12 protein-coding genes and 1 riboswitch are annotated in these 14,565 nt (G+C 59.6%); of the genes, 6 read left to right on the forward strand and 6 right to left on the reverse strand.

Features of this window, described 5'->3' with window-relative positions:
* Positions 1 to 6: 6 nt before the first annotated feature.
* Together RGCCGE502_RS10665 and RGCCGE502_RS10670 are read right to left on the reverse strand one after the other, a co-directional pair.
* Complete coding sequence (locus RGCCGE502_RS10665; RefSeq protein WP_016554172.1) at positions 7 to 852, reverse strand: ABC transporter ATP-binding protein; 846 nt, start codon at positions 850 to 852, stop codon at positions 7 to 9.
* A 9-nt stretch (positions 853 to 861) separates the two neighbouring features.
* On the reverse strand, positions 862 to 2,031 hold the full coding sequence (locus RGCCGE502_RS10670) for an MlaE family lipid ABC transporter permease subunit (RefSeq protein ID WP_176705687.1): 1,170 nt from the start codon (positions 2,029 to 2,031) through the stop codon (positions 862 to 864).
* A 99-nt stretch (positions 2,032 to 2,130) separates the two neighbouring features.
* Here RGCCGE502_RS10670 and dgcA point away from each other — a divergent pair, with 99 nt between their 5' ends.
* On the forward strand, positions 2,131 to 3,114 hold the full coding sequence (gene dgcA, locus RGCCGE502_RS10675; RefSeq protein WP_016554174.1) for an N-acetyl-D-Glu racemase DgcA: 984 nt from the start codon (positions 2,131 to 2,133) through the stop codon (positions 3,112 to 3,114).
* Here dgcA and RGCCGE502_RS10680 read toward each other — a convergent pair.
* Together RGCCGE502_RS10680 and RGCCGE502_RS10685 are read right to left on the reverse strand one after the other, a co-directional pair.
* Entirely contained in the window at positions 3,066 to 4,286 is a 1,221-nt protein-coding gene (locus tag RGCCGE502_RS10680; protein ID WP_016554175.1) for an MFS transporter, read from the reverse strand. The two genes, dgcA and RGCCGE502_RS10680, sit on opposite strands and share 49 nt — an antisense overlap.
* Before the next feature lie 160 nt (positions 4,287 to 4,446).
* Positions 4,447 to 5,271: a UDP-2,3-diacylglucosamine diphosphatase gene (locus RGCCGE502_RS10685; RefSeq protein ID WP_019279861.1), complete on the reverse strand. Its 825-nt coding sequence runs from the start codon at positions 5,269 to 5,271 to the stop codon at positions 4,447 to 4,449.
* A gap of 225 nt (positions 5,272 to 5,496) precedes the next feature.
* Here RGCCGE502_RS10685 and RGCCGE502_RS10690 point away from each other — a divergent pair, with 225 nt between their 5' ends.
* Positions 5,497 to 7,809, forward strand: coding sequence for an NADP-dependent malic enzyme (locus RGCCGE502_RS10690; RefSeq protein ID WP_016554177.1), 2,313 nt, complete (start codon positions 5,497 to 5,499; stop codon positions 7,807 to 7,809).
* 128 nt (positions 7,810 to 7,937) lie between these two features.
* Positions 7,938 to 9,017 carry a DUF2865 domain-containing protein gene (locus tag RGCCGE502_RS10695; RefSeq protein WP_016554178.1) on the forward strand — a complete coding sequence of 360 codons (1,080 nt, stop codon included), beginning with the start codon at positions 7,938 to 7,940 and terminating at the stop codon, positions 9,015 to 9,017.
* A 6-nt stretch (positions 9,018 to 9,023) separates the two neighbouring features.
* Here RGCCGE502_RS10695 and bluB read toward each other — a convergent pair whose 3' ends face one another.
* Positions 9,024 to 9,713 carry a 5,6-dimethylbenzimidazole synthase gene (bluB, locus tag RGCCGE502_RS10700; protein ID WP_016554179.1) on the reverse strand — a complete coding sequence of 230 codons (690 nt, stop codon included), beginning with the start codon at positions 9,711 to 9,713 and terminating at the stop codon, positions 9,024 to 9,026.
* A gap of 40 nt (positions 9,714 to 9,753) precedes the next feature.
* A riboswitch (cobalamin riboswitch) is annotated at positions 9,754 to 9,935 on the reverse strand.
* Positions 9,936 to 9,960: 25 nt separating this feature from the next.
* Positions 9,961 to 10,794: a TolB family protein gene (locus tag RGCCGE502_RS10705; protein ID WP_016554180.1), complete on the reverse strand. Its 834-nt coding sequence runs from the start codon at positions 10,792 to 10,794 to the stop codon at positions 9,961 to 9,963.
* 207 nt (positions 10,795 to 11,001) lie between these two features.
* Between RGCCGE502_RS10705 and RGCCGE502_RS10710 the strand changes: the two genes are divergently transcribed.
* The 3 genes from RGCCGE502_RS10710 (at position 11,002) to RGCCGE502_RS10720 (ending at position 14,545) form a co-directional block, all read left to right on the forward strand.
* Positions 11,002 to 12,930 (forward strand): LTA synthase family protein, encoded by a 1,929-nt coding sequence (locus RGCCGE502_RS10710; RefSeq protein ID WP_016554181.1) that lies wholly within the window; start codon positions 11,002 to 11,004, stop codon positions 12,928 to 12,930.
* Between the two features lie 81 nt (positions 12,931 to 13,011).
* Entirely contained in the window at positions 13,012 to 13,536 is a 525-nt protein-coding gene (locus RGCCGE502_RS10715; protein WP_016554182.1) for a DUF1003 domain-containing protein, read from the forward strand.
* A gap of 133 nt (positions 13,537 to 13,669) precedes the next feature.
* A complete protein-coding gene (locus tag RGCCGE502_RS10720; RefSeq protein ID WP_016554183.1) occupies positions 13,670 to 14,545 on the forward strand; it encodes a hypothetical protein in 876 nt (291 codons plus the stop codon).
* Positions 14,546 to 14,565: the final 20 nt, after the last annotated feature.

Below are 14,565 nucleotides of genomic sequence, written 5' to 3' on the forward strand. Positions count from 1 at the left end.
ATCCGCTCACTTCCCGCGGCTATCTTGCGCCAGGCTGTTCTCGCCGGCGTGGCCATTCTGCGGCACGATCGAACGCGCCCGCTTGCCTTTGAAATAAGCCTGCACCCACGGATCGTCGTAGGCCAGCATGTCGTCGATCGTTCCCTCGACCAGTACCCGCTTCTTGCCGAGCACAGCAATGCGATCACAGACCGAGAAGAGGCTGTCGAGATCGTGGGTGACCATGTAGACGGTCAGCCCGAGCGTGTCCCTAAGTCTCGCTATGAGCTCGTCGAACTCCGCAGCACCGATCGGGTCGAGCCCTGACGTGGGCTCGTCGAGAAAGACCAATTCGGGGTCGAGCGCCAGGGCGCGCGCTAGCGCCGCGCGCTTGATCATGCCGCCCGAAAGCTCAGACGGGTATTTGTCGGCAGCATCTGCCGCGAGCCCAACCAGTCGAATCTTCAATTTTGCCAGTTCGTTCATCAGCGACTGCGGCAGGTCCAGATACTCGCGCATCGGCACCTGGATGTTCTCCTTCACGGTCAGCGACGAAAACAACGCTCCCTGCTGGAAGAGCACGCCGAGCCGCATGTCGAGCGCATTGCGCTGCGGCTCGTCGAGCTCGTCGAAATCCTGGCCGAGAATCTTGATGTTTCCCGAGCGCCGCGGCAGCAGTCGAAGCACGGTCCGCATCAGCACCGACTTGCCCGTTCCCGACGCGCCGACAAAGCCGAGGATTTCGCCGCGATAGATATCGAGGTTCAGATTGTCGAGAACGACCTTCGACCCGAAAGCGACCGTCACGCCGCGCGCCGACAGCACGACATCCCGCCCCTCGCCGTTTCTGGTCTCTGAATTCTGTTCGTCCACGTACAATCCTTAGAAATTGATAGCCGCATAGAACATGGCAAAAAGCCCGTCCATGAGGATAACGACGAAGATCGCCTTCACGACCGCGGCGGTCACGTGCTGTCCAAGCGACTCGGCGCTACCGCCTACTTTTAAGCCCTCGACCGCAGCAACGATACCGATAACCAGCGCCATGAACGGCGCCTTGATCATTCCGGAAAGGACCGTCGACAGCGTTATCGCTTCATGCAGGCGCGAGATGAAGTTCGCAAAGGTGATGCCGGAGTAGGCCCAGGCGACCACGGCTGCGCCAGCGAGCGAGGCAAAGTTCGCAATCACGGTCAGCAGCGGCAACGCGACCGTCAGGGCAACCAGGCGCGGAAAAATGAGCACGCCGACGGGATTGAGGCCCATCACCTTCAGCGCATCGACCTCCTCGCGCATCTTCATCGAGCCGATTTCGGCTGTGATAGCGCTACCTGAGCGGCCGGCGATCATGATGGCTGTGAGAAGGACACCGATTTCGCGAAGCTGAAGAATGCCGACGAGGTCGACGACGAAGACTTCGGCGCCGAAATAACGGAGCTGAAAGGCGCCCTGCTGGGCGATGATCGCGCCGATCAGGAACGACATCAGCAAGATGATCGGCACCGCGCGTACGCCCATATGGTCGATCTGGTTGACGATTGACGCCGGCGAAACGCCGCTACCTCGCCCGAACTTCATCTGGGCGCCGCGCACGGCGGAGCCGAGGATATACATCGCGGCCGCGAGATTGTTCCAGATATCAAAGGTGATCTTGCCGATCGGTGCGAAGATTCGCTCCGCCAAGCCCCGAGGTCGTTGCGGCTCCTGGTCCGGCTTTGGCGGCTCCTCCGAGAACTCCGCGATCATTTCGTCGATATGTTCGTTGCTGCCTTCGAAGCGCACGGTGCCGCCCGCGCCCTCAACTTGCTTCTTCAGCCGGCAGAGCAGCCAGACACCCGCCGTGTCGATATCCGTCACGCCCGACAGATCGAGGGTCACCTCGCCGGATCGAGCGGCGGTGAGCTTCTCGAAGTCGCGCAAGACGAGATGCAGGTTCGCGCTCCGCCAGTTCCCCTCGATGTGAACGAGCTGGCCCGATCCATGGGTTTGGTCGTCCACATGCAGTGAGGCGGCGTTACGGGTTTCGGACTTCAAAACGCTTGTGTCTTTCAAGGCTTACGGCGACATTGCCGACTCGCGAACTAACGGTTCGCCGCTTCGGATCAATATACCCAAGCCACACCAAATTTCCATGCGCGCAGGATTGCAAATATGCCACGGTCACTTGAAATTCAGACGGAATCCTTCCCCATTTCAGGCACGTTTACGATCTCGCGCGGCGCCAAGACGTCAGCGGACGTGATCCTCTGCACAATCCGGGAGCACCGGATTGCCGGCAGGGGCGAATGCGTTCCTTATCGCCGTTACGGCGAGACGATGGAGAGTGTTGCCGCACAGATCGAAGCGGCAAGGCCGTTGATCGAGGGTGGCCTGACGCGCCTGGAGCTACAGCGCGCCATGCCGCCGGGAGCCGCACGCAATGCAGTGGATTGCGCCCTCTGGGACTTTGAGGCCAAGAGTTCGGGCAATACGGTCGCCAAAAGCCTCGGTCTGGTCAAGCCCCAACCGCTGACGACCGCCTTCACGATCTCCCTCGGCGAACCCGACGTCATGGCGGACCAGGTTCGAGCAAATGCCGGTCGGGCGCTCTTAAAAGTCAAGGTCGGCACTGGCGATGACGAAAGCCGCATCCGCGCCGTTCGCGCCGCTGCGCCGGATGTGGCAATTATCCTCGACGCCAACGAAGGCTGGCCGGAAGACACGCTGGAGCATCATTTACGCATCGCTGCCGAGGCGGGTATCGCTTTAGTCGAACAACCGCTGCCGGCAGGCAAGGACGAACTTCTTGCAGAGATTCACCGGCCGGTCCTCGTCTGCGCGGATGAGAGCGTCCACCACACGGGCGATCTTGCGAGCCTTCGCGACCGCTACGACGCGATCAATATCAAGCTCGACAAAACCGGCGGACTGACGGAGGCACTGGCCATGAAGAAAGAGGCGCAACGCCTTGATTTCAAAATCATGGTTGGCTGCATGGTCGGCACGTCACTGGCGATGGCGCCAGCTGTGTTGCTGGCGCAGGATGCCGAATTCGTTGACCTCGACGGACCGCTGCTCCTTGCTCGCGATCGGGAACCCGGATTGCGTTACGCCGCTTCCCTCGTTTGGCCGCCGGAGACCGCTCTTTGGGGCTGAAGATAGTAAGCCGCGATCACAAGACCGAGGCCCGTTAGGGCGACCACTGCCATGACGTAATAGCTCGCAAGGCCGAGCCAAGCATAGAGGTAGCCGGAGGCAATTGTCATCAGCCCCAGGAACATGCCGTTGTAGAAGAAATAGGCGCCCTGGGCCGACGATTCCTGGGTCTCCTGGACGGTGGCAACGATCCGTCGTTGCACGCCGGTATGCACGAATGCATAAGTGCAGGAATGCATGCACTGGAGCAGAAAGAAGCCCCAGAAGCCCCAGTGCATCGGGAACAGTATCCAGCGGCAGACGCTGACGGCCGCACCGAAGCGGATCAACGTCCAGGCGCTGAACCGACGGTTCAGCCGGCGCGAGAGAAAGAACACCGTCACCTCGGCCGCCACGCCGGCGCTCCACAGCACGGCGATCTGCGTGCCGGAAAAACCGAGTTCACGCCAGTAGAGCGACGCAAAAGCCTGCAGAACCGCGTGGCTCGATTGCTGGATGGCGACTCCGATCAGCAAGGCCAGCAGATGCGGTTGACGCAACGAACTCCCGGTCGCCGCCGAGATATCGACAGGCGTGCCACGTCTGCGTGTCGGACCAATCCGCGGACAATAGATCGCCATGACCACTGTCGTGACGAAACCAAAGGTCATCACGGGTAGCACCATCTCTCCGCCCCAATGCCCGATCAACTGGCCGCCAATCAGGGTGGACACAATAAACGCGATCGAGCCCCAAACCCGCATCGACCCGTAGTCCAGCCCCCAGCGCCTTACACCCGAGATCACGATCGATTCGACGACCGGGACGTAACAGGCAAAAGTCGCGCCCTGAATGGTATAGACAATCAGCACCGGCCAGAACGTATTCGTCCAGTAGAGCGCGATCGCCGTCAACAGCGACAGGCTTCCGGAAAACAGCAATACGTCCGCCCGCTCCTTCATGCGGTCGGCATACATGGCGACAATAGGTGCAACGAGCACGCGTACGACCATCGGCACTGCCAGGATGACGCCGATCTGATGATCGTTGAACTCGTGCAGCGCAAGCCACATCGGGAAGAACGGCAGAGCAACGCCATTGACAAGCAAGGGCGCACAGTAAGACAAGGCACTGAGAAGCCGAAAGCGCGGCGGCGCGCCCTCACTTGCCGGAGGATTTTGAGCGGGAATCATGATGGACCTGCAGGAAACTGAACGTTGCCTAGCACGTCAACCTAAGGGCGACTATGGCAAGAACTTGCCCATCGAAAACGTTTTAGAAAATAAATAGGGCCTGTCGCAAAGACACAACGGGCTAAATTGATACTTCGAATGACGGGAGCAAGGGCCGCGGCTAAGCGGCCTGCGGCGCGACTTCCTTTTCGCGATGACCAATCGCCATCGGGATCGGTTGCATGCCGCTAACGGAACGCCATTCGATCAATTCGAAGGTGCCATCCTGATGCTCGGCGATCGCCGTGCAGCTTTCGACCCAGTCGCCGGTATTGATATAACGGATACCGTCCATGTCCTCCATTACGGCATGATGGATGTGGCCGCAGATCACACCGTCTGCGCCATGCTTGCGGGCTTCGTCGGCGACGACGCGCTGGAACTCGCCGATGAAATTGACGGCGTGCTTGACCTGCAGCTTGGCCCACGCTGAAAACGACCAGTATGGCATTCCCATCTTGCGGCGGATCGCTGCCAGGCCGATGTTGATCATGATCGCCATGTCGTAGGCCCAGTCGCCGAGATAGGCGAGCAGGCGCGCATTGCGGACAACGACGTCAAACTCGTCGCCATGCAGGACCAGGTATTTCTTGCCGTCTGCCGTTTCGTGCATCATCCGCTCCGCGACCTCGATGCCACCGAAATGGGTGCCCGGAAAGTCGCGAAGGAACTCGTCGTGATTGCCCGGAATATAGATGACCCGCGTGCCCTTGCGCGCCTTGCGCAGCAGCTTCTGCACCACGTCGTTGCAATCCTGCGGCCAGTACCAGCTGCGCTTCAATCGCCAGCCATCGACGATATCGCCGACAAGAAAGATCGTGTCCGCGTCGTGATGCTTGAGAAAATCCAACAGGAAGTCCACCTTCGCGGCCTTGGAGCCGAGATGCACATCGGAAATGAAAAGCGTACGGAAGTGCCGCGTATCCATGTTGTCCCTCACAAGCATCCTGCTCGTGTCCCATCGTTCACCTGCCTCTCCAAAACCAGAGTCGTGTTTCAGGAAGATGACATGCCGCTTTCCCGGTTGATTTTCCCGCTCCTGCCGACCCGCACGGATGTCAGGAGAGATTCGCGTTGTTTTCGCATTTCGATGGAAATTCCGACTGTTCCGCCATGCCGTTTGATGTATTGAAAACACTCCAAGACAGCATGCGGCAGCCCGGAGGCGATGATGGATCATCACGAAAAGTCCAAGACGGAAAAGAATTTGGTAGGTGGAAGCCTCGATGAGCAGGCGCTCTATTTCCATCGCTATCCGCGTCCGGGCAAGCTCGAGATCCAGGCGATCAAGCCGCTTGGCAACCAGCGCGATCTGGCATTGGCCTATTCCCCCGGTGTTGCAGCACCCTGTCTCGCAATCCGCGACAATCCGGAAACGGCCGCCGACTACACCTCGCGCGCCAATCTCGTGGCGGTCATTTCCAACGGCACCGCCGTTCTCGGCCTCGGCAATATCGGCCCGCTTGCTTCAAAGCCTGTCATGGAAGGCAAGGCCGTCCTCTTTAAGAAATTCGCCAACATCGACGTCTTCGACATCGAAGTCGAGGCATCGAGCGTTGATCATATGGTCTCGACTGTCGCTTCGCTCGAGCCGACCTTCGGCGGCATCAATCTCGAGGACATCAAGGCGCCGGAGTGTTTCGAGATCGAGCGCCGACTGCGCGAAACCATGAAGATCCCGGTCTTCCATGACGACCAGCACGGCACCGCCATCATCGTCGCCGCCGCGATCCTCAATGGCCTGGAACTCGCGAACAAGAAGATCGACGACGTCAAGATCGTTGCCTCCGGCGCAGGTGCTGCCGCCCTCGCCTGTCTCAATCTGCTCGTCACGCTCGGCGCCAAGCGCGAAAATATCTGGGTCCACGACATCGAAGGTCTGGTCTACGAGGGCCGCACCGAACTGATGGACGAATGGAAGAGCGTTTACGCCCAAAAGAGTGACACGCGCACGCTTGCCGACAACATCGGTGGGGCCGATGTTTTCCTCGGCCTTTCCGCAGCAGGCGTGCTGAAGCCGGAACTGCTGGCGCAGATGGCCGAAAACCCGCTGATCATGGCGCTCGCCAATCCGACCCCGGAGATCATGCCCGATCTCGCCCGTGCCGCGCGCCCTGATGCGATGATCTGCACTGGTCGTTCCGACTTCCCGAACCAGGTGAACAACGTCCTCTGCTTCCCCTATATCTTCCGGGGTGCGCTCGATTGCGGCGCGGTCACCATCAACGAAGAAATGAAGATGGCGGCGGTGCGCGCCATCGCCGCCCTTGCGCGCGAGGAACCGTCCGACGTCGCCGCCCGTGCGTATTCGGGCGAAACGCCTGTCTTTGGTCCCAACTACCTGATCCCCTCGCCGTTTGATCCGCGCCTGATCCTACGTATCGCCCCGGCGGTTGCAAAGGCCGCCGCGGAAAGCGGTGTCGCGCTGCGTCCGATCGCAGATTTCGACGCCTACCTCGACCAATTGAACCGCTTCGTCTTCCGTTCGGGCTTTATCATGAAGCCGATCTTTGCGGCTGCGAAGAATGCCGAGCGCAAGCGGGTCATCTTCTCCGAAGGTGAAGACGAGCGCGTCCTGCGGGCCGCACAGGTTCTGCTTGAGGAAGGCATTGCCGAGCCGATCCTGATCGGCCGACCCTCCGTCATCGAGACACGCCTGCAGCGCTACGGCCTACGCATCCGGCCGCTTTCGGATTTTGCCGTCATCAACCCGGAAGACGACCCGCGCTTCCGCGAGTATGTCGATCTCTACTTCTCGCTGGTCGGACGCCGTGGGGTAATTCCGGAGGCCGCCCGTACGATCGTTCGTACCAACACAACCGTCATCGGCGCTCTGGCGCTAAAGCGCGGTGAAGCCGATGCACTGATCTGCGGCCTCGAAGGCCGCTATGAAAAGCATCTCCGCGATGTCCGTCAGATCATCGGAAAGAGGCATGACGTCTGCGACTTCTCGGCGCTCAGCCTGCTGATTTCGCAGCGCGGCGCCACTTTCTTCACCGACACTTATGTCACCTTCAATCCGAGCGCCGAGGAAATTGCCGAGTCGACAGTTCTTGCCGCCGAGGAAATCAAGCGCTTCGGCATCACGCCGCGGGCTGCTCTCGTATCCCATTCGAATTTCGGTTCGCGTGAGTCCGAGAGTGCAACGAAGATGCGCGCTGCGCTTCAGCTTGTGCGCGAGGCTGCACCTGAGCTCGAAGTGGACGGCGAGATGCACGGCGAAAGCGCCATCTCCGACGCCCTGCGCAAGCGTGTCATGCCTGACACCACCCTGCACGACGAAGCGAACCTGCTAGTCTTCCCGAACCTCGATGCGGCAAACATCACGCTAGGCGTCGTGAAGTCCATGATCGACGGATTGCACGTGGGGCCGATCCTGCTTGGCGCTGCACTCCCCGCGCATATCCTGGCGCCGTCCGTGACCTCACGCGGCGTCGTCAACATGGCCGCCCTCGCCGTCGTCGAGGCTTCACAGCCAGCGTGATTTGCGGCCGATGGAGAAAATGCGCTAAGATTTCAACCGCAGCCTGCTAACAAGCAGGCTCACGACTAAGGCGAGGCACAACGCCGCGCCTATGACCCCTGGTATTTGCTCACCTATGGGACCGTGCCTTGAACCGCTGGATTCTGTCACTCGCAACAATCCTTGCCTTCACCGGTCTGGCCCATGCCCAGGTACCGGCAATCTGTGGCGACCTACGGGCGCGGCTCGCCGACCTGCCCGAGATCATCGGCAGCACGCCTGAGGTGCGCAAATTTGCCAGTGCCATTGCAGAACAGAACCTTGAACTGCGCAAGCTCCGGAGCGATCTGCGCCAGAACGGTTGCACGAACGGGAGCATGGTCGTGGTCGGCGATGACGACGGCTATTGCGGCGAGCTCGAGCGCGCAGAGAGCAAGATGGTCGACAACATCCGTTATCTGCAGCAGCGACGCGATGAATTGCGTGGCCAGAGCCAGGATGTGCGCACGAGAAACGAGCTGCTGGCGGCACTGGACGACAACGGCTGCAATGACGAGCAGTGGCCCGAGGACCCCGAGGGATACGCATCGCCTCCGAGCATCGAAGACCAGGCTATGCGCAACGACACCTTTATACCTTTAGGTGGCGATCTCAACCAGCGCCGATACGGTTTCGGCATGTCGCCTCTCTCTCATCTGAACACCGTTTGCGTCCGAACCTGCGACGGCGGCTTCTTCCCGTTGAGCTCGAATGCGACCTCGCAGGACTTCCCCCGCGACGCCGATACCTGCTCGAAGATGTGTCCCGGCATCGACACCGAGCTTTTCTATCATGACGTTTCCAGCACCGAGACGTCGCAGATGATTTCGGCCGCGACCGGCGCTCCCTACAGCGCCATGCCGAATGCCTTCGCCTACAAGAACCGCAAGCCTGGCGAAAAATCGTCCTGCAGTTGCGACCTAAATGGTTACTACGAGCGGATGCGGAAAAACCAATCGATCAGCGAGCCGCCACAGCAGGGATCAATCACGACGATCGAAACCAAAAAGCCCGAGGCCAAGGTCCAGTCCGTTGCACCCGCAGCTCCGCAACCACAGGCACCTGACAGGCCTTACGATCCGGCGACCAGCAAGGTCCGCCAGATCGGCCCGCAGTTCCTGGCCGGCGACCAAGGCACGATCGACCTCAAGAACCCGGCAAAGCCAGGCCCTCAGCCGCAGCAACAATAGCCAGCCTCAGTCCAGCGAATTATCCCAACGGTCAGTGAACACGAGTTCCTCCAGCGGCAGGCGCTGACGCCAACCTTTGGCCGCCAGTTCCGGCTGGCCATAGAGCTGATCGACATAGCCGACGCAGAGCCAGGCAACGATCTCGACGCGATCCGGAACACCGAGGATTTGCTTGATATCGGACTCGTGAAAAATGCTCACCCAACCAACCCCGATACCTTCGGCTCGGGCGGCCAGCCACAGATTCTGCACGGCGCAAACCGTCGAATAGGAATCCATCCGCCGATTGTGCGTCCGACCAAGAACAACATCGCCGCAGCGATCCGGATCGCAGGTCACACAGATGCTGAGCGGCGCGGCTCGGATGCCTTCAAGCTTCAGCGACCGGTAGAGTTGCTGTCGCTCCCCTTCAAACATCTCGCCCGCCTCGCGATTGGCGCGATCGAAGGCTTGCCACACCGCCTCCTTCACCTGCTGATCACGCACCAAGATGAAATTCCAGGGCTGCATGAACCCCACGGACGGCGCGTGATGCGCAGCGGTCAAAAGCCTGCTGACAACGTCTTCCGGTATCGGATCCGGGAGAAATTCCGAACGGACATCGCGGCGCGTCGAGATCGCACGGTAAACGGCGTCACGTTCCTCGGTCGAAAAGGCTGCGGCTCCCGACAGGGAGCCGGAATGGTCTGGTCGCATCGTCAATCCCCAACAATACAACCGCCCGCCGTCCACGCGGGTCAGTCTATGATGTCGGGCCGGTCTTCTGACTTGGCGTCGTCCGACTGCCGCGCCTTCCCGGTGCTGGACCAGTGGCCTGTTGCGGCAGTCGTCAGCCTTACAGCGTTGGGCACGTTCCGGTCTCTCACCGAATTCCCGATTCTCCCGCCTGAGACGGGCACCCGACGGAGGGTCTATGCCGGTAAAAATCGCTCGAAGCAATCCTTTACGCAGAGACCGGGTAATAACGTACATAGGCGAACTCATCGCCTGACGGCGACCAGTTGGGCACGTTGATCGTTCCCTGTCCGCCGAAGAGATCGAAGAGCGTCGTCAGATTTCCGCCGTCCATGTCCATCAGCCGCAGGCGAACATCTAGATCGCGCGGATGATCGAAGACGTCAGGGTCGTAAGAGAGGATCAGAACCTTGTCATTGTTGGGCGATGGATGAGCGAACCAGTTCCCATAGTTGTCGTCGGTGATCTGCTCGAGCCCGGTCCCGTCGGGATGGATCCGCCAGATCTGCATGAGGCCGGTGCGGCTGGAATTGAAATAGATCCATTGGCCGTCCGCCGAATAGTCCGGCCCGTCATTGCGTCCTTCGCCGTGCGTTAGACGCTTTTCTTTGCCGCCTGCCACAGAGATCGTGTAGATATCGAACAGGTCGTTGCGGATGCCGCAATAGGCGAGCTCTTTGCCGTCGGGCGACCAGCCGTGCCAATAGGACGGCTGATTTTGCGTCACAAGTCGCGGCGTCCCGCCTTCGGCCGGAAGCACATAGATCGTCGACTTCCCGAATTCCGTCTTATCGGAGATGACGATCTCACGGCCGTCAGGCGAGATGCCATGATCATTGTTGCAGGTCCTGGCAAAACCAGTATCCACCTTCGCGACCTTGCCCGAGCCGTCCAGCGCCAGCCGGTAAAGAAGTCCGTCGCCATTCAGCAGAAGATAGCTTCCGTCTGGCGAAAAGTTCGGCGCTTCCACCAATTGCGCGGTCTGCCAGACGACGCGCGCCTCGCCCGTTCTGACGTTGTAGATCTCGACGGAACTTCTCAATCCAAATCCTCCTGACATCGATTTCCCCTGACCTACGATGCCTCGCCACCGATCACAAGTCGACGCGGGGTAGCGATGGGTGTCGGGCACACGGCCCTCGGCCCCTTATCCACCAATCACAAATGCTGGAAACCTAACGGTTCATCTAGCGTTCATGACGAAGGTGTGACAGTTCAGTGAAGCTTTTATGACGTTGGAGTTTTTCAGTTGATCGCGTTGGTAATGAGGTCCGCAGCGGCAACGCGGGTTGCGTCGCTTTCCACCGGTGTCCGGGGAAGCGCACGATCGCCGGCTATACGGACGGCCCTGGCCATCAGCCTTTCCGCTCTCATTGCCGTTTTCGCCACCGTCGCAGTTGAAATTATTGCGCGCGATGGGCTGGCCGACGTTGGGGAATTCCTGACGTCGCCGGCACGTCCCGGTATCACCACCGTCGCGATGCTGACCGTCCTGATGCTCTCTCTGGATGCAGCCCTGGGAAGGCGATTCATTTCGGCTTTAATCGTTCTGCCGTTGGTTGTCGTCCCGGCTATCGTCTCCAACCAAAAGCAGCACTACCTTTCGGATCCTCTCTATCCGTCAGACGTCCTCTTCGGACGGCAGATCATGGAATTGCTGCCGGTGATGGTGCGCGACCGACCGTGGACCGCCGTCGCCATGCTCGTTGGCATCACTCTCTCCGTTGCCGCGATTGCCGCACTCTGGCATTTCGCGTGGCGCCACTTTCCGCGGCTTTCGAAGACCACTCGCCTGCGTCACCTCTGCATCGGCCTGCCTGTTGTCGCCGCGTTCGGCACGCTGATGGACTATTCCAAATACTCCTACATACGCGACCGTCTTCAGGTCGTTCCAATGATGTGGGACCAGAAGGAAAACTACCGCAGCAACGGCTTCATCCTGGCCTTCATCTTCAATATTCCGATGGCCGACGTGGCAGCGCCAGCCGGCTTCGGTGCGCAGGCGCTCGATGCCATTCCCGGCCGTAACTACGGTTACCTCAGCGGCCCGCGCGAAAAACCCGACGTGATCATGCTGATGAGCGAATCCTTCTGGGATCCGACCAGGTTGAGGAACATCATCATGTCGCCCGATCCCATGCCGAACATCCGCGCCGCGCAGTCGGGCTACGTCTTCTCGCCCGAGTTCGGGGGCATGACGGCCAACGTCGAATTCGAAGCGCTGACGGGATTCTCCAATGCCTTCCTGCCCTACGGCAGCATCCCGTATCAGCAGTATATTAGAGGCAACCTTCCTTCGCTTGCGACGTTCTTCCGCGGCGAAGGCTATGCTGCCCGTTCGCTGCACCCCTTCAGCGGCTGGTTCTGGAACCGCAACGAAGTCTACAAGGACTTCGGCTTCGAGCAGTTCCGCTCGGAAGAAACCCTCCCGCCGATGCAGAAAAGGGGCATCTTCGCATCGGACGAGTCCCTCATGAAGGAGATCATGAACGAAGCCGACGGCCTTGATCGCCCGTTCTTTTTCTTCGGGGTCACTCTTCAGGGACACGGCCCTTACGAGCCTAACCGCTATGCGCACAACAGCATCGATATACAGGGCAACCTGAACGACGCGGACCGGGCGACGCTCGCCACCTACACACAGGGGATCAAGGAAGCCGACGATAGCCTCAAGATGCTGATGGATTGGGCTAAGAAGCGCGACCGCGAAACAATCATCGTGCTCTGGGGCGACCACTTGCCTCCGCTCGGCAACGTCTACATGGCGACGGGCTACATGCCGGATCAGGTTGCGACCCGCAAGGCATCGGTCAGCGTCATGAAACAGGAGCACGAGACCCCGCTCGTGATCTGGTCGAACAAGAAGGGCAGCAAGAAGGATGTCGGCACTATCAGCCCGTCACTGCTTCCCTATCATCTTCTGAAGTTCGCCGGCTTCGAGCATCCCTACTACACAGGCTTCCTCGGTCGCGTGCAGAAAAAGTACAGCGTCATCGACCGCTATCAGCTCATTGCACGCGACAACGCGCCGTCGCCCGATTGGGTGTTGAAACCAAAAAACCTCGATCCTCTCGTGCGGGACTATCGATACCTCCAGCACGACATCATGTTCGGCAAGGCCGAGACCCTTGATCGCTTCTTCCCACAGCATGCCTGGCTCTATGCGCAAGGCACGTAAAAGAGCGACAGAAGTCCACATTGCAATTTGAAAACATTGCGGAATACTGGCGCCCGAGCGATCTAGCATTCGGAGTCAGCCATGCATAATCTATCGGACTTCATCCACCATCACTTCGACAAGTCGGCCGACGAACTCGGCGAGATCGAGAAGCGCGTCCTCGCAAAGGCCCATGAGCGCAAGATAATATCGACCGATATCAATGCGGCTCTGCGGGCCGAATCATCTGTCGGCGAACGCCTGGCGGATTCGATCGCCCGCATTGGCGGCTCCTGGTACTTCATCGTCACGTTCCTGCTTTTTCTGGTCTTCTGGTGCGTCGTGAACACCATCGTGCTGCTCACACGCGCTTTCGATCCCTATCCTTTCATCTTCCTCAATCTTGTGCTGTCGATGCTTGCCGCCATCCAGGCTCCGATCATCATGATGTCGCAGAACCGCCAGGCTGAGCGCGATCGTTTCGAGGCCGCCAAAGACTACGAGGTCAATCTCAAAGCAGAACTCGAAGTTCTGTCGCTGCATCAGAAGATAGACATGCGGGTGCTCACGGAAATTGCAGCATTGCGCGAAGATATCGAACGGCTACACCAGCGCCTACCAAGTTGATGCAACCGTGCGGAACCGCTTGAATTTAACTATACCGACTGATTAACGATCCGCTAATCAAGTCCCGCATTGAAACATCGACGCAAATGTTAGAGGAGCAACGGAAACCAATCCGATCCGACCGTACAAGACAATGCTCACTGGCAGGCCACATACTCGCGATGAAATCCTTCATCACCCTCTATTTCTGTCGATAGAACGCCAGATCGCACTCCATCTCATCGGCATCCACAAACGTGCTCCTCGCCTTGCCCGCCTTGCTGCGTCGCACCAGAAGTGGCTGCTGACACAGACGCTGTTCGCCATGCACACTGGACGCGATAGAAGCAATCCGGTCTCGGGCCTTACGGCCAGTCGCATGATGCAGGTCGCCAAGGAGTTCGATCTCGCCAGCAAGAACACGGCGGCCTCGTTCCTTGCCGAACTGATCGCCTACAAGTTTTTGCGGGATGCTGCCGATGAAACACCCGATCGGCGCCTCCGCCGCCTCGAGACGACGGAACTCAGCGAGGAGGCCATGGCCTCCTGGTTCCAGGGACATATGGCCTGCCTCGATCAACTCGACGGTGGCAACCGCGCCAGTCTGACCGCAGATGACCCTCGGCTCTTTTGTCTGGCACAGCCGCGCGCCGCCCGTGCCCTGATCCAGGACCCGGTGTGGAAGGAGCCGCGCGCGAGCATTGGTCACTTCCTCTGGTCCGATGTCGGCGGTCTCGTACTGCACGAGCTGATAAGCCGCCTCCCGGACGACGCGCGTGAACAACATCGCATTCTGTTGAAAGGCGTGAGCATAAGCGAAATCGCCAATGAATTCGGTATCTCTCTGACCAACCTCAAGCGGATGTTCAAGAAAGCCGAAACGGACAACCTGCTTGGCTGGGAAAGCCCTCGCAACCGCGGCGCGCTTTGGCTCTCGCGCACGTTCATCGAGGACTACTTCTACTGGCAATCCGCAAAGTTCGCCGAGCTGGACAGCGCGATCCACTGGGCCGCTGGCCAAATCCGCTAGTGGGTTGCCAATCGGTGTGG

This window comes from Rhizobium grahamii CCGE 502 (assembly GCF_000298315.2).
Lineage (GTDB): Bacteria > Pseudomonadota > Alphaproteobacteria > Rhizobiales > Rhizobiaceae > Rhizobium > Rhizobium grahamii.

Coding starts and splice junctions, on each gene's coding strand:
- dgcA (WP_016554174.1), top strand. CDS start 2,131: ATGCCACGGTCACTTGAAATTCAGACGGAATCCTTCCCCATTTCAGGC.
- RGCCGE502_RS10680 (WP_016554175.1), bottom strand. CDS start 4,286: ATGATTCCCGCTCAAAATCCTCCGGCAAGTGAGGGCGCGCCGCCGCGC.
- RGCCGE502_RS10685 (WP_019279861.1), bottom strand. CDS start 5,271: ATGCTTGTGAGGGACAACATGGATACGCGGCACTTCCGTACGCTTTTC.
- RGCCGE502_RS10690 (WP_016554177.1), top strand. CDS start 5,497: ATGGATCATCACGAAAAGTCCAAGACGGAAAAGAATTTGGTAGGTGGA.
- bluB (WP_016554179.1), bottom strand. CDS start 9,713: ATGCGACCAGACCATTCCGGCTCCCTGTCGGGAGCCGCAGCCTTTTCG.
- RGCCGE502_RS10715 (WP_016554182.1), top strand. CDS start 13,012: ATGCATAATCTATCGGACTTCATCCACCATCACTTCGACAAGTCGGCC.
- RGCCGE502_RS10720 (WP_016554183.1), top strand. CDS start 13,670: ATGCTCACTGGCAGGCCACATACTCGCGATGAAATCCTTCATCACCCT.